The sequence below is a fragment of the Rahnella sp. ATs2 genome (assembly GCF_051851855.1).
GTDB classification, from domain to species: domain Bacteria; phylum Pseudomonadota; class Gammaproteobacteria; order Enterobacterales; family Enterobacteriaceae; genus Rahnella; species Rahnella variigena.
The window spans coordinates 112963-129447 of record NZ_JBLYPL010000003.1 but is presented as its reverse complement, the minus strand read 5'-3'; the positions used below and the strand labels follow the sequence as shown (position 1 = coordinate 129447).

The window sequence follows — 16485 nt, the reverse complement described above, 5'->3', positions numbered from 1 at the left end:
CGTCTGAAACCCGACAAATTCTGTCGGGTTTTTTACTTTATGTGTCAGCTTTTGCCATAATCCCTTCGCCAATATAAAGGAGAAGGCTTTGATGATGAAAAATACCCTGCGTAAAACCGTGCTGATGGCAGCGGCTGTGGTGCCAATGCTCGCATTCAGCGCGCCGTCCTGGGCGCAAACTGCGACGAAAATGACGTCAGTTCAGCAACAGCTGACGGCGCTGGAAAAAGAAAGCGGCGGACGTCTTGGCGTGATGCTGATTGATACGGCGGACAACTCTCAAATTGCTTATCGTGCGGATGAACGTTTTGCGATGTGCAGCACCAGCAAATTCATGGCGGCTTCGGCGATCCTGAAAGAGAGCGAAGTGAAGAAAAATCTCCTTACCCAACATGTCGGGCTGAAAAAATCGGATCTGGTGAATTACAACCCGATTACCGAAAAGCATCTCAAAGAGGGTATGACGATTGGCGAACTGGCGGCAGCGGCCTTGCAATACAGTGATAACACCGCCATGAATAAGCTTATCGAACATCTCGGCGGGCCACACAAAGTCACCGATTATGCGCGTACGCTGGGCGACAACACATTCCGTCTGGATCGCACCGAACCGACGCTGAACACCGCCATTCCGGGCGATGAGCGCGACACCACGTCACCGCGTGCGATGGCGCTGAGCCTGCAACACGCGACGCTGGGCTCCGCGCTGGCGGAACCGCAGCGCGCACAACTGGTGGAATGGATGAAAGGGAATACCACCGGCGCGATGAGCATCCGCGCAGGATTACCGGCGACCTGGATTGTCGGCGATAAAACCGGCAGCGGCGATTACGGCACGACCAATGATATCGCAGTGATCTGGCCAGAAAACAAAGCGCCGCTGGTGCTGGTGACGTATTTCACCCAACCCGAAAAAGATGCAAAATCCCGTCGTGATGTGCTCGCCAGTGCGGCCAAGATAGTGACGCAGGGTTATTGATCCACGCACATAAAGATTAATTGAAACAATAAGAAAAGGGTCCGCAGGGACCCTTTATTGTGTCTGTTTAACGCCTGATCCGGTTAGCGGCCAACGCGTGCCATCAGTGAAGCCGGATAACGGTCGCCCTGAACTTTCACGGTCTCCAGTGCGGTGGCTATGGTGCGCAGTTCGGCGTCTGACAGCGTGACCTCAGCAGCGCCGAGATTTTCTTCCAGACGGTGGAGTTTAGTGGTGCCCGGGATCGGCACTATCCACGGTTTCTGTGCCAGCAGCCAGGCTAACGCTATCTGCGCGGGCGTCACTTTTTTGTCCTGAGCAATCTGGTGAATAACTGTGATCAATTGCTGATTGGCCGCCAGTGCTTGCGGAGAAAAACGTGGCACAAGGCTCCGGAAATCATCACTGCCGAACGTTGAATCTGCGGTAATCGATCCGGTCAGAAAGCCTTTACCGAGCGGACTGAATGGCACAAAGCCGATGCCCAGTTCTTCCAGCGTGGGGATGATTTCCTGCTCCGGCTCACGCCACCACATCGAATATTCACTTTGCAGTGCGGTCACCGGTTGTACCGCGTGCGCACGGCGGATGGTCTGCGCGCCCGCTTCAGACAGTCCGAAATGCTTCACCTTACCTTCGCTGATCAGCTCTTTCACCGTACCGGCGACGTCTTCAATCGGTACATCCGGGTCAACACGGTGCTGATAGAGCAGGTCGATAACGTCGGTTTTCAGACGCTTCAGCGAGCCTTCAACGGCCTGGCGGATATGTTCCGGGCGGCTGTTAAGGATTTGCTGCTTATTATCATCGCCGAAAGTGAAACCAAATTTTGTCGCTATCACTACTTTGTCACGAACCGGTGCCAGCGCCTCGCCAACCACTTCTTCATTGAGATAAGGGCCATAAACTTCAGCGGTATCAAAGAAAATGACGCCCCGTTCGACGGCAGCGCGGATCAGTTCAACCGCCTGTTTGGTTCCTGTGGCAGGCCCGTAGCCATGGCTCAGACCCATACAACCCAAACCGAGTGATGAGACTTCAAGGCCGGATTTTCCCAGCAGACGTTTTTGCATGTGGTTTTCCTCTTATTAATTTCTGAAATCCTGTCATCTTGTGATTATGGGATTTTGGGATTTCCCGTTGCGGGCAACGGCAGGTGATGTAGTGTCAGTAATACTAGACGCTGAACTTTCATAAGATTAGAGGGGGTTATCTGCAAGAGCTTATGAGCAGGATTCATGAATCAATATGAGGCCGTTGTTATATCCTTGAAAAGTGGCCCTGTATTAACGGTTTTAATAAGCAGTAATAAAAGTCCGGATTATTTCGTCCCTAAGTGGAATTGATCTCGTTGTAATATATTTAAACATTTATATCAGGCCAATATTCAGCCAGTTACTGGCGATATAATTATTATTGACGCCCGTCTGCTGTCCCCGAGACTATAATTGCAATATTCACTATGACGTCTGATCCGGGTATCCCAACCCGTGCGGCGTCACGGCTATCTGGCCAAACCTCTTTGCGATTTCGTCAGCAGGAAGTGCCTGCCGGGATCCCTGTTTAGCCTGTGTTTAACAGGCCGGAAGTGCTTTTTAGGCCTTTATTAATGACCTCGTAATGGGCTTAACTCAGCACGATCGTTCATTAAATCAGCAACATATTGATTAGTATGCAAAAGAATAAACAATTCTATACAAAATAAATTATTGAGGTGGGGGCAAAAAAGCCATATATTGGCCGCGTTTTTCACAGGGTACTTACTTTTAAATTCCATTTATTCAATTGCGGCGTTACCAATAACCCGCGGTTGTAGGAGAGATATGATGACGGATAAAGTCCGTATTGACAGTTTAGGTGCGAATTCATTAAACGGAAACAATGAAACCTATTTGGCGAGACAAGCTGAATTTGAATCGAATGTTCGGAGCTATCCTCGTAAATTGCCTCTGGCAATCGCGAAAGCCAATGGCGTGTGGATCACTGATGTTGAGAATAATCAATATCTTGATTGCCTGGCAGGCGCGGGTACGCTGGCTCTGGGACATAATCATCCTGACGTGCTGCAAAGCATCCAAAATGTCATTACCAGCGGCTTGCCGTTACATACACTGGATCTGACAACACCGTTGAAAGATCAGTTCTCCGAATATCTGCTTTCTGTGTTGCCACAACAGGGCAAAGAGTATTGCCTGCAGTTCACCGGTCCGTCCGGTGCTGATGCTGTTGAAGCGGCAATGAAACTGGCTAAGAAAGTCACTGGCCGTACCGGTATCATCAGTTTCTCTGGTGGCTACCACGGCATGACCCACGCCACGCTGGCGGTGACCGGTAACCTGTCTCCGAAAGAAGCGGTTAACGGCATGATGCCGGAAGTGCAGTTTATGCCTTATCCGCACCAGTACCGCTGCCCGCTGGGCATTGGCGGTGACGCTGGCGTCAAAGCATTAACTTACTACTTCGAAAACCTGATCAACGACGTGGAAAGCGGCGTGCGCAAACCTGCGGCTGTGATCCTGGAAGCCGTTCAGGGCGAAGGCGGCGTGAACCCGGCTCCGGCTGAGTGGTTGCAGCGCATCCGTAAAGTAACTCAGGAACACGGCATTCTGCTGATCCTCGATGAAGTACAGGCGGGTTTCTGCCGTACCGGCAAACAGTTCGCCTTCGAACACGCAGGTATTGAGCCGGACATCATTGTGATGTCTAAAGCGGTGGGCGGTGGTCTGCCACTGGCTGTTCTGGGTATCAAAAAAGAGTTCGACGCCTGGGCGCCGGGTCACCACACCGGGACCTTCCGCGGCAACCAGCTGGCGATGGCGACCGGCCTGACCACGCTGAAAATCCTGAAAGAAGAAAAAATTGCCGAGAAAGTGGCTGCACAGGGCGAGTGGCTGAAAGGCAAACTGGCTGAGATGCAGAAACGTTATCCGGTAATTGGTCACGTGCGCGGTCTGGGTCTGATGATCGGTATCGAGATCGTGAAACCGAACGAAGCGCAGGATCATATGGGTTGCTACCCGGCTGACGGCGAGCTTTCTGCCCTGTTGCAGAAAAAATGCTTCGAAGCAGGCCTGATCCTCGAACGCGGTGGCCGTAATGGTTGCGTTCTTCGCCTGTTGCCTTCCCTGCTGATCACCAATGATGAGCTGGGTATTTTCCTCGATAAGTTTGAGCAGGCGCTGTTAGCGGCTGGCGTCAAGCCTGTCTGAGCGGAGTAAGAGATTCTGATGTCCGAGTTAAACCCGATTCTGGCAGGTTCAGCGCAAAGCACTGAAGCCTATCAGCAAGCCATTGCGCAGAGCAGTGAAGCTGTTGTGCAGTGGCTGCAACAACCTGAGATGTATCAGGGCAAAACCGTTGCTGAGCTGCGTGAACGTATCAAACTGGACTTCAATCCAAACGGCCTGGGTAACCAGGCCGCGATTGAACGCGCCATTGAATACTTTTTAAAAGACAGCCTGTCTGTACATCATCCGCAGTGTGTTGCGCATCTGCATTGCCCGAGCCTGGTTGTCAGCCAGGCCGCGGAAGTGCTGATCAACGCCACTAACCAGAGTATGGACTCCTGGGATCAAAGCCCGTCAGCGACCATCATCGAGATGAAACTGATCGAATGGCTGCGTACTCAGGTTGGCTATCAGGCTGGCGACGCGGGCGTGTTCACCAGCGGCGGCACCCAGAGCAATCTGATGGGTCTGATGCTGGCGCGTGATGCCTTCTTTGCCCGTCAGGGTCATTCCATTCAGCAGGATGGTCTGGTCGGAAATCTGCGTAAAGTTAAAGTGTTATGCTCTGAAAACGCGCATTTCTCTGTGCAGAAGAACATGGCATTGCTCGGTCTGGGTTATCAGTGCGTGACGCTGGTGAAAACCGACGAGTTCGCGCGTATGGATCTCAACGATCTGCGCGAGAAAGTCGCACAGGCGCAGGCCAATGGCGATCAGATACTCGCGATCGTGGCGACCGCCGGGACCACCGACGCCGGTGCTATCGACCCGCTGCGCGCCATTGCTGAACTGGCCGCTGAGCATCAGATTTGGGTTCATGTGGATGCGGCGTGGGGCGGTGCTCTGTTGCTGTCCGAAAAATACCGCGACTATCTGGACGGCATCGAGTTAGTGGATTCCATCACTCTGGACTTCCACAAACAGTTCTTCCAGACCATCAGCTGTGGCGCGTTCCTGCTTAAAGAAGAACGTCATTACGAGCTGATGCGCTATCAGGCGGCTTATCTGAACTCTGAGTTCGACGAAGCGGCTGGCGTACCGAATCTGGTGTCCAAATCACTGCAAACCACCCGCCGTTTCGATGCACTGAAACTGTGGATGGGTCTTGAAGCATTAGGGCAGAAACAGTATGCCGCCATCATCGATCACGGTGTGACGATGGCGCAGGAAGTCGCGCAGTATGTGACCTCTGAAGCCGCGCTGGAACTGGTGATGAAGCCGCAGCTGGCGAGCGTGCTGTTCCGTTATCGTCCTGAGCAACTGGCGGGCAGCAGCGATGCGGCGATCGCGTTGCTGAACCAGAAAATCGGCGATGCGCTGCTGGAATCTGGTCGCGCCAACGTAGGCGTGACGGAGCATAACGGCGTGACCTGCCTGAAACTGACTCTGCTGAACCCGACGGTGACGCTGGAAGACGTAAAAGTTCTGCTGGCGCTGGTTGAGAAAACCGCACAGCAACTGCTGAACCAGTAAGTTTTAGTTCTGCGCCCAGACGCAGCCAAAAGCCGGTGATACGAAAGTGTCACCGGTTTTTTTATTTGTGAAGATTCACTCAGACATGCTGTTAGTGCGGATATTTTCTATAGTGAAATTATCGAAAATAGGGGATTCAAATTTATTTGAGATATCACGCACACGATATATCTTCCACTTGTTCTCCTCCAGCCTGACATAAGCTGCTAAATGTTCGTGTTTTCCATCCTGAATTCCGAGCCAGACATCGACGACTTTACCCCCCATCAGATCACGGACATCACCTGTTTTGAATGCGGCAATCCACGCGGGATCATAGTCTTGTGAGTAAGTGAAATAATCAACATTAAAAATATCAGGTTCCGGAAGTTTGCTGATTATTTCCAGCTGCTTAAGAGTGTCTGTGGCGACATAGCGACGCATTTCAGCCGACTGGAGGGCTGGCGAAGGAGAACTCATGAACGTGTTCAGGTAATAATGATAAAAGTCAGTGACCTGCTGAATGGCCTTTTGGTCATCTGTTCGGGGAGAGGTGCATGCGGTCAGCAGTGTGATGAACAACATGGCAAGTATGCGCATTATTACTTCCTGTAAATTTTATAAGCGGGTTGGGCTCTGCGATAGCCCCCACCCGGATACATCGTGCGTTGTCTGAAATCTGAATACCATGTTGTGCCGTCAAACATGGTCATATGACCTGACGGGTTTCCCCCTGTGTAGGGCTGGATAATTGCTACATCCCCTGGTTGAAGCGTTGAACCCCGAGGTAATTCACGAAAACCGGCACGCTCTAACGGTGCTCCATAATCTTTAGCATTTGCAGTCCGGTCAAGGGTTGTGCCTCCCGCTTCAATAGCTTGTCTGGTGTATTCAGCACAGCGGCTTAGTGAACCTCCGCTCGCGTGTGTTCGTATGTGCGAAACTGCTGCGTCCCTGTTCCAACTCATAACGGCTCCAAAGTAAAAACACTGTTTATCCTACGTTTGTCGAAACGCTAAAATACGCCCTGGAAATAATGGGGAGAAAGCACTAAAGGTGCGAAAGGTTATTTTCAGAAGTTTGTTATCGGGGTTAGTTCTGGATCCGTTCTGTTAAGTTGTAACAACCCGCCTATTCACCGAACTTTCCTATTCTTTCGATCGCCCGGGCCTCGTTTCCTATACTGGTACTTTGTGCTGAAAACGGGGAGGGACGATGAATTTTCCGTCACACTTCAATTTTATCGCGCTGGTGATGACACCGGCATTCTGGATTGGCGTCGCGACGATGGTGGTGGTTACGCTGGTGACTTACTGGCTGCTGAGCTGGTTACTGTCGTTTCTGCGCAAAGGCGTTAAGAGCTGGGGAGAGGTGCATCCGGCGACCAACAGAATGCGATTTATATTGGGCGATATGCTCAACCGCACTAATAATCTGCTGATATTTGTCGCCGCATTCCTGTTCAGCCTGCGGTTCGTCAATCTGCCGGACAATCTCTACAACACCATCAGCCATGCGTGGTTTCTGGTGCTGGCGCTGCAAATGGCGCTATGGCTCGATCAGGGTGTGGTGTCGTGGTTGCGGCATATCATGCGGCAGCCGGGCATGAACAAAAATCCGGTGACGCTGGTGATCACCGGTCTGATATTCCGCGCGATGGTCTGGTCGGTAATGCTGTTATCCATTCTGGCTAACGTTGGCGTCAACATTACCGCGCTGGTCGCCAGTCTGGGCGTGGGCGGTATTGCTATCGCGCTGGCTATCCAGACCATCCTCAGCGATGTGTTTGCCTCGCTGTCGATTGGCTTTGATAAACCTTTCGAAATTGGTGATTTTGTGGTGTTCAATGATGTCGCCGGTACGGTGGAACATATTGGCCTGAAGACCACGCGCATCCGCAGCCTGAGCGGGGAACAGATTGTCTGCGGGAATGCCATTTTGCTTCAGCAGACGCTGCATAATTACAAGCGTATGCAGACCCGCCGCATCGTGTTTAATTTTGGTATCGCCATCAATACGCCGCCGGATAAGCTGCGCAATATCGGTGACATGGTCAAAGGGATTATTATCGATGTCGGCGAAACCAAATTTGACCGGGCTCATCTGCTGGGTTTTGGCACCGACCGTTTGAATATTGAGGTGGTTCATATCGTTAATACCGCCGACTACAATAAATATATGGATATCCAGCAGGAAATTAATATCCGCATTATCGAAAAGCTCATGGAAAACGGTATTGAGATGGCGCTGCCAAATATGATTGTTAAAACACCGGAGAAAAGTGGCTTCGGAGAATGGGAAGCTGCCAGCGCAAAACCGCAGGGTTAGGATAAAAAGACAGGTTTGCCGCATATCGAAACGCTGCAACCCTGTCTTTTTTGGATCTGATTAACGTAACTGCTGTGCGATGGCGCTGTACATCAGCGACGCTTCCAGCGGTTGCGCGCTGAAATCAGGTTCTGCCTGCGGCCATGTTGACCACTGAACAATAACCAGATTTTCTGCGCGATTCACCATAATCACCTGACCATAAATACCCAGCGCCCACATCGAACCTTTTAGCGATTCAGACGGCGCTGGCGTGACGTTTTTGGCATTGGCGGGCACGGCATTATTCCACCACTGATAGCCGTACATCCCTTCCGGATGCGCAGCTGAAACCGAATTCTTCGCCTTATTCCAGTCTGCCGCCTGTTCCAGCCAGTGTTCAGGCAGAATTGTTTTACCGTCCGGCAACTGGCCGCCGCTCATTACAAACTCGCCGAAACGTCCCCAGTCTTCTAACGTCGCGTTAAAGCCGTGCGCCCCTACGTCATGTTTTCCCTGCTGATACGAGTGCCAGACGCCATCCTGGGCCATGCCGTAAGGCTGCCAGAGGGTTTTTTCCAGATATTTCGCCAGCGGCATACCGGTGGCTTTTTCCAGCACATCGCCCAGCAGCCATGCACCGCCAGAAGAATACGACCAGGATTCACCCGCCGAATGCGCGCGTTTCAAACCCGTAATGATTTTACGAACGCAATCGTAGGTGCCCGGCTGCGCTTCACATTGGGTGAGATGAGCAAAATCTGATTCAGGATTAGTGTAGTCCTCATTCCATGCCACGCCGGAGGTGTGCTGAATAAGCTGGCGCAGCGTGACGCCTTCCCACGCGGTGCCTTTGAGGTCCGGCTCGTAATCGGTGATGAGGTCATTCAGTGATTTGATTTTTCCCTCTTTGATCGCAATCCCGACCAGTGTTGACACCACGGATTTCCCTACAGAACGCGATGTCCACAAGGTGTGGTCTGTATTGCCTTCGCCCAGATATTTGTACGCGATTTTGCCGTTCTTCAGCACAAGCATGCCGGTTACATTTTCACGCTTCAGGTAATCCTGCAGCGTATAGGTTTTACCGTTCACGCTGTACGTCGGATCCTGAAGTTGTTTTTCTGCCTGTACGAATGGCGTAGCCTTGCCATGACGGAAAACGTCGCCAGCATAATTGCGGTAGTCGTTACGAAAACCGATGACACGGGCGGCCTGATCCCAGTTCAGCATGTCTTTGGTATCCGGCAGCGTCTTATCGAATGGCGTCGGACAGTTGCTGAGTTTGATACCGCCGCAGTCCAGTGGTTGTTCTGCAGAAGCAGGCGTCATAAACGAGACTGCTGCACTCATGGTTACAGCCAGCATCAGAGGTTTTAGGAGGGGATGATTCCATGTTTTCATGTTTTCACTTATCCATCGGAGTATCGGGAAACATGAGTATAAGGAGGGTAAATGATTTAAAAAAATCAGCTGATGGGGGAAAATCCCCCAATAAAATGACATTTACAGGGAGCAGAACATGTCAGCGTTACGTTATTCCTTCTCACAGATAGAGGCTTTTGCCTGCGTTGCTGAAATGGGCAATTTATCCCGTGCCGCGTTATCACTGGGTAAGGATCGCACCACGCTGCGTGATTTAATTGATTATTTCGAAGACGCGCTGGGGTATCCGCTGTTTATCCGTCAGGGGCGCACGCTAGTGCTGACGGAGCAAGGGCAGCAACTCCACCGGCAGGCACATTTGCTGATGCGTCAGGCTCAGGCCTTTGAGTTTTACGCGCAGTCGCTGCCGCAGCCTGATCAGCAGGAACTGGTGATGGTCTACGACCCCTTCGTTTCGCAGGCGTTTATCGACGCAGTTATCGTGATGATGTCGAAAGAGGGGATCCGTTTCAGCGCATGGAGCGCATCGCGGGAAGAGGCCGAAGCGGCGCTGACTGCCGGGACGGCCCAGATTGCAGTCTGTCAGGCAAATAATCGTGCGCTGGGGATGGATATGGAATGGTGCGCGCTGGGCAATATTGAACTGGATTTTTACGCCGCAAGCGGTTTGTTTCAGCATCAGCAGCGTCCGCTGACGTTGCTCAATCTTTCCCTGAAACCTCAGCTGGTCATGCATCACAAACATGATGAGCAAATTGCCCGCCGGTTACAAATTTCGGGGCATACTCTTTATGTCAACGAGCGTTCTGCGCTGCGCAGTTTGCTGGAAAATGCGCAGGGGTGGGGATTTTTACCCACACATTATCAGGCATCGACATGGAAGGATGTGCAGGCGATTGAGACGGAAGTGGGCAATCAGGGACTGACCATTACGATGGTGGCTATCTGGCAGCCCGGTCAGACAAAGCAACCGGTCACCGGCAGATTAATCAGTGCACTGCCGGAATTATGGCGTAACAGCCTTCAGGGCTGAAGGATGTGATCGCCGGATAAATGTGCCCTCAGGCAGGCAATTTCAGCGGGCTTTGCTACGCTTTCTTAGCATCCTGTATCTGAACCTCGCCCTGCAAACCATACTGATTTCCCGAAAATCTGCTGAGGAGTTCATTCTATGCCTTTTGTTAAAACGAAAGACGGCGTCAATATTTTCTTCAAAGACTGGGGTCCGAAAGACAAGCAACCGGTTGTTTTCCATCACGGATGGCCGCTGAGTGCGGATGACTGGGACAATCAGATGCTGTTCTTCCTGGCCGAAGGTTTTCGTGTGATCGCCATCGACCGTCGTGGACACGGGCGTTCGGATCAGACCAGTGAAGGTAACGATATGGATCACTATGCGTCCGATGCTTCCGCTGTTGCCGAGCATCTTGACCTGCATGATGCCGTGCATATCGGTCATTCAACGGGCGGGGGGCAGGTTGCCCGCTATGTGGCGCAATACGGCCAGCCACAGGGGCGTGTGGCGAAAGCGGTGCTGATCAGCGCGGTTCCGCCGCTGATGGTGAAAACTGATGCTAATCCCGACGGTACACCGATTGCCGTCTTCGATGGTTTTCGCAGTGCGCTCGCCGCAAACCGCGCGCAGTTTTATTTAGACGTCGCTTCCGGGCCTTTCTACGGGTTTAACCGCGATGGGGCAGAAGTGTCACAAGGCACCATCAATAACTGGTGGCGTCAGGGTATGACCGGCAGCGCCAATGCGCATTACGAAGGAATCAAGGCGTTTTCAGAAACGGATCAGACCGACGATCTGAAAGCCATTACTGTGCCGACGCTGGTCTTGCAGGGGGATGACGATCAGGTTGTACCCTATAAAGATGCTGCTCTCCTGCAGGATAAACTGCTGGCAGACAGCACCCTTAAGATTTATCCAGGCTATCCTCACGGTATGCACACCACGCACGCCGACGTGATCAATAAGGATATTCTGGCGTTTATTCGCGGATAATTCCTGCGTCATTTACGTCATACATCTTTTTAAACAAAGACCCGCTGAAATGGCGGGTTTTTTCTGCAAGGCATAAAAAAGCCCGTCAGGGGAAACGGGCGTTTTTAAGGTTACAAGGGGAAGTCTTGAGATTTCTGTAGGTTGCTACAGAGATGTTCACTATACACTCCCACTGTGACAGAAATGTGTAGGAGAATTCTGGTTCTCACGACAAAGCGTGGCGCGAACGATGGCGGGATTGCGTCTTTCAGGCAATAAAAAAGGCCCGAAGGCCTTTTTTATGCGGACTATGCCAGCTTACTCACTTACTTACGGCCAAGCAGTAAACCCAGCACAACACCAATTGCGCCTGCCGCGATCAGACCGGACAGGGGATTTTCTTTGATCTTCTCCGCGACGTCAGAGACGACTTCACCGGCCTGAGCCGAGTATTTCCGCGCTGCGCCTTTAATCTGGTGCTTAGGAGAATCAACAAAATCGCCAAATTGTTTCTGTGCTTCACCGGCAAGCTGCTTGCCTTTGTCTTCGAGTTTATCTGCCAGATGGTTTGCGTCTGCATCGATATCATGTGATGACATGGTTTTCTCCTTTTGTTAACCGACTTTAAGCCTAGTCGATAATTTCCAGCTCAGGACAATATTCCGCTTATTCCTAAAAAACCGCCGGTTAAATGACCTGCGTCAACGTGGTGAAGCGCACAGCACGACCGGCTGATCACGCGGCCAGGTACTGAGATCCAGCCGGTCGGTCACGTGGATTTCTCTGCCGCTGAGCAGGTCACGACAGGTGCGGTGAGCCAGTGATTCTGGCAGCAGCACCTGCGTATCAACTCCCTCTGCGGGCTGAGTAAAGCCGACTTTTTGCTCATTAAAAACCAGACGGGGCGCGGCGACAATCACCGCTTCGCCGTTTGCCTGCCGCGCAAAAGCGATGACTTTACCGGCGTGGTCGCCAGTCGTTTCCAGCGGGAGATAATCCCCTTGCAGAAACAGCGCGGTTTTTTGCTGACGATAACGGGCAAGAACGGCAACGATATGTTGTTTCAGCTGCCCGCTTGTCCACGCGGTTTCATCGTTCCACGCCGGTTTTTCTCCCTGAACCAGCAGGCGATCCAGCTCATCGAAATCAGGCAGACGCCGGTTATCCGGATCCACCAGACTGAAATTGAGCACTTCGCTGCCCTGATAAATATCCGGGGCACCCGGCGCGATCATTTTGATCACCGTTTGGGTCAGACTGTTCACCAACCCGGCGCGAATAAAGGGACGGATGGCAGCGTAAAAATCATTAAGAAACAGACTGTTATCGGGAGAAAGCAGATGACGGGCATAGCCGAGTACGGCGTTTTCATAATCATCGTTGCTGTCACCCCAGCTGGTACGCAGCTTGGCTTCACGCAGCGCCTTTTCTACGAATAGCTGGAATCTTTCATTGAGTTCACGCAAACCTTCCTCATCGGCCGGATGCAGTGTTGCCGGCCATGCACCGGCCAGCGCCTGATAAAGCATCCATGCGCCGGTCAGTTTCGGTGCGGGGCCGTCTGGCAAAGTGATGACTTTCGACTGATTCATCTGATGCCAGCGGGTGACATTTTCGGCCCAAAGTTCCGGCGCTTCGGTGAGGGTAAACAGTCTGGCGCGGGCATCTTCGCCGCGTTTGGTATCGTGAGTTGACGTGGTGGAGAGTGCTGCCGGTTGTTCCCCGAGCCGACGGGCCATTTCCTGATGGAACCGGTCGAGGGAAAACCTGCGCAGCAGAGGCTCTGCGCCCACTTCGTTCAGGGCCAGATCCATGTGCTGGCGGAAGAACAGCGTGTCCTCCACGGATTTCGCCATCAGCGGCCCCGTCAGTTGCTGGAAGCGGGTGCGGAACTGGTCAGCCTGACCGGATACGGACTCCGGTGTTTGCGCACAGAGAATACGAGCCAGAAATTCGAGAATATCCGCCGGTACGGCAAGCGATGAGGTGGTGATCTTCCCGATAATGTTATGCAGCAGGGCAGCGTCATCCGCGGGCAGTCCCCGCGATGTGCCATAGGTGCGATACACCGGGAAGGCGATCAGCAGTTCACGCAGCGCTGCCCGCAGGGTGTTGGCATCCCAGGTGTGGTCTTCCGCTTCTGCAATATTCAGCGCCAGCTGGCACAGCGTAGTGAATTCCCCTTCGAAATTTTTCTCCACCATCATCAGTTTGGCGGCGCGCAATTCTTCGCGCATATCTACCGGCTTGCCGACCACGTTTTCATACAAATTGCGCAGCACCGCGATGTTTTCATCTTCGACCAGCACATCAGAAAGTGCGGCGATAAATTCATAACCTGTGGTGCCGGAAACCGGCCAGTCAGCGGGCAGACGTTCGCCTTTACCGAGGATTTTCTCCACCGTGATGTAGCAATCCGCACCGGCCTTTTCCCGCAGACGTTCAAGATAAGCTTTCGGATCGGCAAGACCGTCCACATGATCCACCCGTAACCCGTCCACCGCGCCGGAATGCACCAGTTCGAGGATCAACCGGTGCGTATCATCGAATACCGCGTCATCTTCCACCCGCACGCCCGCCAGGCCAGTGATTTCAAAAAATCGCCGGTAGGAAAGTTCACGCGGCGCATCGCGCCATGACATCAGCCGGTAGGGCTGGCGCTGATGTAACTCCGCCAGCGCGCCGTTATCCGGCGTGGTTGCGCTGGCGTCGTGCGTGTCTGGCGCAAGAGGATAGTACGTGTCGAAATAGGCGAGTGCAGGCTGACCGGTTCGGGGATCCGGCTTCAGGGTGATTTCACCTTTTTCCAGCACCTCTTCAAACGTATCGCCGAGAAAAGGCAGGGTCAGCCGCTGCGACCAGTCGATATCAAAATGCCGTGCATAACGGCTTTTTTCGCCGTGTTCAATCACGTCACGCCACCATGGGTTTTCCAGCGACGCGGCCATATGATTCGGCACGATATCGAGGATCAGTCCCAGACCAGCGGCTTTCAGCGCCTGCGACAAACGGTCAAATCCCGCACGTCCGCCAATTATCGGATCGATTTCGTTGGCGTCGGTAATGTCGTAGCCATGCGTGGAATCGGAAGTCGCAGTAAAAATCGGTGAAGCATATAAATGGCTGATCCCAAGCCGCTTTAAATAAGGAACCAGTGCCACTGCTTTATCAAAATCCATGCCATCGCGGAACTGAATACGGTAGGTCGCGGCGGGTATGTTCACATTGATTCTCCCCTGAAAAGACGGACGATGACGGAACCGGGTTCTGACGCTTCTGTCGATTCGGGCCAGGCAAACAGCGTTTCACCCGGTTGATCCGGCAGCGGTTGTGTGGTTTCCCCGAGATTGAGCGTCAGAGACAGGATGCCTTTGGAGAATGTCCAGGTGACGGCGAGCACACCGTCCGCCGCCTGCACTATTTTGCCCACGTTACCCTGCGCCGGCGTGAGTAACGGCACGACATATTCACGACGCAGCTGAAGCAATGTGCGGGTCAGCGCCAGACTGCCCACGCCATCAGGGCTGGCGGGTTTCTGCCAGTCCAGTTTAGAGCTTTCGAACGTCGCTACGGCATTAGGATCGGGCACGCTTTCCTTGCCATATCCGCTGTGGCCTTCGAATTCTCTGGCGCGTCCTTCACGAACCGCCTGCGCAAGCTCACCTTCAAAATCGGTGAAAAACAGGAACGGATGGGTTTCGCCATACTCTTCGCCCATAAATAACAGTGGAATATGAGGTGAAAGCAGTAATGCGGCCAGCAGGGCGCGTGTTTTACGTTCACCTGCCAGCGTGATCAGACGGTCACCCTGTGCGCGGTTGCCAATCTGATCGTGGTTTTGGATGAAATCGACAAAGGCGACCGGTGGCTGATCGCGGCTCTTTTCCCCGCGCGGCTTACCACTTTGCGGGGAAATTTCGCCCTGATACGCAAACCCTTCCGCGAACGCGCGGGCGGCCAGCCCGAGGGGGTCGGCGGCAAAATCCTGATAATAGGCGTGCGTTTCACCGGTACTGAGCACGTGGACCGCGTTATGCAAATCATCATTCCATTCAGCGGTAAACAGCGGGACATCACCTGCGGGCGTGCGCGGATGCAAAGAGGTAATATTGCGGCTGTCTTCGGTGGTCAGATGCACGTGGCGACCGGTGATTTCTGCGCGAATACGCCGGGCGATCTCCGGCAGAATATGCGGGTCTGAGGGGTCTTTCATCTGATCGACCGCGTCAAAACGCAGCCCGTCAAGGTGATACTCTTTCAGCCAGTAAAGCGGCGCTTCGGTAATGTACTGACGGGCACCTTCCTGATCATAAGCAATGCCCGCGCCCCAGGCGGTCTGGCGTTCAGAATCGAAAAACTGCGGCGCCAGCAAGGGCAGGTAATTGCCCTCAGGGCCGAAATGGTTGAGCACAATATCGAGCACCACCGAGATGCCGTGACCGTGCGCCGCATCGACAAAAGCTTTGAAATCATCCGGTGTGCCGTAAGCAGAATGCGGCGCGTACAGCAACACGCCGTCATATCCCCAGCCGCGTTGACCGCCAAACTGCGCCAGTGGCAACACTTCAATCATGGTAATGCCGGTTTCAGCCAGATAAGGCAATTTCTCCATCGCCGCTGCGAACGTGCCCTGCGGGGTAAATGTGCCGACATGAAGCTCATAAATCACCGACTCTTCCCACGGACGTCCTTTCCATTCAGCGTTCTGCCACTGATAGCTTTCTGAAGACGTGACCAGCGAAGGGCCGTTGACGCCTGCCTGCTGGGCACGGGAAGCGGGATCAGGCACCGCCATGCCATCGGGCAGAATAAACTGGTATGCCACACCGGCAGAAACACCGGTTGCCACCTGTTCAAACCAGCCGTCTTCAGCAGCGGACATTTCTGTGTCCTTGCCGGAAAGGCGCAAGGTTAATTTTGCCTGACCCGGTGCCCAGACCCGAAAGTGAACCGTACCGGCGGCAATGAAATTAGCCCCCCAGCTGGTGGTGAATGCGTTGAAATGCATCGCGTTACCTCGCATAAAAATGGGCGATCAAAAGGTCAGTTAGCCAACGAATAATAATGATAGTCGAGGATGACGCGGATGGGAGGCTGCCAGGCGTCAGGCCCCGGTTAAGGCCGGGGCGTTAACGGTAAGTGTGACG

13 protein-coding genes are annotated in these 16485 nt (G+C 53.1%); 6 read left to right on the top strand and 7 right to left on the bottom strand.

Annotated elements, in window-relative coordinates; genetic code table 11:
• Nucleotides 1–91 precede the first annotated feature (91 nt).
• Complete coding sequence (gene blaRAHN, locus ACJY2G_RS03765) at nucleotides 92–979, top strand: RAHN family extended-spectrum class A beta-lactamase (protein WP_430319530.1); 888 nt, start codon at nucleotides 92–94, stop codon at nucleotides 977–979.
• 83 nt (nucleotides 980–1062) lie between these two features.
• On the opposite strand, the gene ACJY2G_RS03760 is transcribed toward blaRAHN, so the two are convergent.
• Nucleotides 1063–2052, bottom strand: a complete 990-nt coding sequence (locus ACJY2G_RS03760) for an aldo/keto reductase (RefSeq protein ID WP_430319531.1) — start codon at nucleotides 2050–2052, stop codon at nucleotides 1063–1065.
• Nucleotides 2053–2802: 750 nt separating this feature from the next.
• Between ACJY2G_RS03760 and ACJY2G_RS03755 the strand changes: the two genes are divergently transcribed.
• Both ACJY2G_RS03755 and ACJY2G_RS03750 read left to right on the top strand, forming a co-directional pair.
• Complete coding sequence (locus ACJY2G_RS03755) at nucleotides 2803–4188, top strand: diaminobutyrate--2-oxoglutarate transaminase (protein WP_120162233.1); 1386 nt, start codon at nucleotides 2803–2805, stop codon at nucleotides 4186–4188.
• 18 nt (nucleotides 4189–4206) lie between these two features.
• Entirely contained in the window at nucleotides 4207–5679 is a 1473-nt protein-coding gene (locus tag ACJY2G_RS03750; protein ID WP_129638858.1) for a pyridoxal phosphate-dependent decarboxylase family protein, read from the top strand.
• Nucleotides 5680–5754: 75 nt separating this feature from the next.
• On the opposite strand, the gene ACJY2G_RS03745 is transcribed toward ACJY2G_RS03750, so the two are convergent.
• Entirely contained in the window at nucleotides 5755–6258 is a 504-nt protein-coding gene (locus tag ACJY2G_RS03745) for a YbjP/YqhG family protein (protein ID WP_430319532.1), read from the bottom strand.
• 2 nt (nucleotides 6259–6260) lie between these two features.
• Nucleotides 6261–6626 carry a hypothetical protein gene (locus tag ACJY2G_RS03740; protein WP_284005913.1) on the bottom strand — a complete coding sequence of 122 codons (366 nt, stop codon included), beginning with the start codon at nucleotides 6624–6626 and terminating at the stop codon, nucleotides 6261–6263.
• 247 nt (nucleotides 6627–6873) lie between these two features.
• Between ACJY2G_RS03740 and ACJY2G_RS03735 the strand changes: the two genes are divergently transcribed.
• Nucleotides 6874–7986, top strand: coding sequence for a mechanosensitive ion channel family protein (locus ACJY2G_RS03735; protein ID WP_430319533.1), 1113 nt, complete (start codon nucleotides 6874–6876; stop codon nucleotides 7984–7986).
• Nucleotides 7987–8046: 60 nt separating this feature from the next.
• Here ACJY2G_RS03735 and ACJY2G_RS03730 read toward each other — a convergent pair whose 3' ends face one another.
• Complete coding sequence (locus tag ACJY2G_RS03730) at nucleotides 8047–9369, bottom strand: serine hydrolase domain-containing protein (RefSeq protein ID WP_430319534.1); 1323 nt, start codon at nucleotides 9367–9369, stop codon at nucleotides 8047–8049.
• Between the two features lie 118 nt (nucleotides 9370–9487).
• Between ACJY2G_RS03730 and ACJY2G_RS03725 the strand changes: the two genes are divergently transcribed.
• Complete coding sequence (locus tag ACJY2G_RS03725; RefSeq protein ID WP_439291289.1) at nucleotides 9488–10384, top strand: LysR family transcriptional regulator; 897 nt, start codon at nucleotides 9488–9490, stop codon at nucleotides 10382–10384.
• Nucleotides 10385–10522: 138 nt separating this feature from the next.
• On the top strand, nucleotides 10523–11359 hold the full coding sequence (locus tag ACJY2G_RS03720) for an alpha/beta fold hydrolase (RefSeq protein WP_120162239.1): 837 nt from the start codon (nucleotides 10523–10525) through the stop codon (nucleotides 11357–11359).
• A gap of 305 nt (nucleotides 11360–11664) precedes the next feature.
• On the opposite strand, the gene ACJY2G_RS03715 is transcribed toward ACJY2G_RS03720, so the two are convergent.
• The 3 genes from ACJY2G_RS03715 to treZ all read right to left on the bottom strand — a co-directional run bounded on the left by ACJY2G_RS03715 (nucleotide 11665) and on the right by treZ (nucleotide 16346).
• Entirely contained in the window at nucleotides 11665–11937 is a 273-nt protein-coding gene (locus ACJY2G_RS03715) for a DUF883 family protein (protein ID WP_112286543.1), read from the bottom strand.
• 102 nt (nucleotides 11938–12039) lie between these two features.
• The gene (treY, locus tag ACJY2G_RS03710; protein WP_439291287.1) at nucleotides 12040–14562 is read right to left on the bottom strand and encodes a malto-oligosyltrehalose synthase; all 2523 of its coding nucleotides are present in this window, start codon (nucleotides 14560–14562) and stop codon (nucleotides 12040–12042) included.
• Nucleotides 14559–16346 carry a malto-oligosyltrehalose trehalohydrolase gene (treZ, locus tag ACJY2G_RS03705; RefSeq protein WP_439291286.1) on the bottom strand — a complete coding sequence of 596 codons (1788 nt, stop codon included), beginning with the start codon at nucleotides 16344–16346 and terminating at the stop codon, nucleotides 14559–14561. The genes treY and treZ overlap by 4 nt, the downstream gene beginning before the upstream one ends.
• Nucleotides 16347–16485 lie beyond the last annotated feature (139 nt).

What these genes read in the sequence shown, in the direction of transcription:
- ACJY2G_RS03755 (WP_120162233.1), top strand. Translation starts at nt 2,803, where the DNA reads ATGATGACGGATAAAGTCCGTATTGACAGTTTAGGTGCGAATTCATTA.
- ACJY2G_RS03760 (WP_430319531.1), bottom strand. Translation starts at nt 2,052, where the DNA reads ATGCAAAAACGTCTGCTGGGAAAATCCGGCCTTGAAGTCTCATCACTC.
- ACJY2G_RS03715 (WP_112286543.1), bottom strand. Translation starts at nt 11,937, where the DNA reads ATGTCATCACATGATATCGATGCAGACGCAAACCATCTGGCAGATAAA.
- ACJY2G_RS03720 (WP_120162239.1), top strand. Translation starts at nt 10,523, where the DNA reads ATGCCTTTTGTTAAAACGAAAGACGGCGTCAATATTTTCTTCAAAGAC.
- ACJY2G_RS03750 (WP_129638858.1), top strand. Translation starts at nt 4,207, where the DNA reads ATGTCCGAGTTAAACCCGATTCTGGCAGGTTCAGCGCAAAGCACTGAA.
- blaRAHN (WP_430319530.1), top strand. Translation starts at nt 92, where the DNA reads ATGATGAAAAATACCCTGCGTAAAACCGTGCTGATGGCAGCGGCTGTG.
- ACJY2G_RS03735 (WP_430319533.1), top strand. Translation starts at nt 6,874, where the DNA reads ATGAATTTTCCGTCACACTTCAATTTTATCGCGCTGGTGATGACACCG.
- treZ (WP_439291286.1), bottom strand. Translation starts at nt 16,346, where the DNA reads ATGCATTTCAACGCATTCACCACCAGCTGGGGGGCTAATTTCATTGCC.
- ACJY2G_RS03725 (WP_439291289.1), top strand. Translation starts at nt 9,488, where the DNA reads ATGTCAGCGTTACGTTATTCCTTCTCACAGATAGAGGCTTTTGCCTGC.
- ACJY2G_RS03740 (WP_284005913.1), bottom strand. Translation starts at nt 6,626, where the DNA reads ATGAGTTGGAACAGGGACGCAGCAGTTTCGCACATACGAACACACGCG.
- ACJY2G_RS03745 (WP_430319532.1), bottom strand. Translation starts at nt 6,258, where the DNA reads ATGCGCATACTTGCCATGTTGTTCATCACACTGCTGACCGCATGCACC.
- ACJY2G_RS03730 (WP_430319534.1), bottom strand. Translation starts at nt 9,369, where the DNA reads ATGAAAACATGGAATCATCCCCTCCTAAAACCTCTGATGCTGGCTGTA.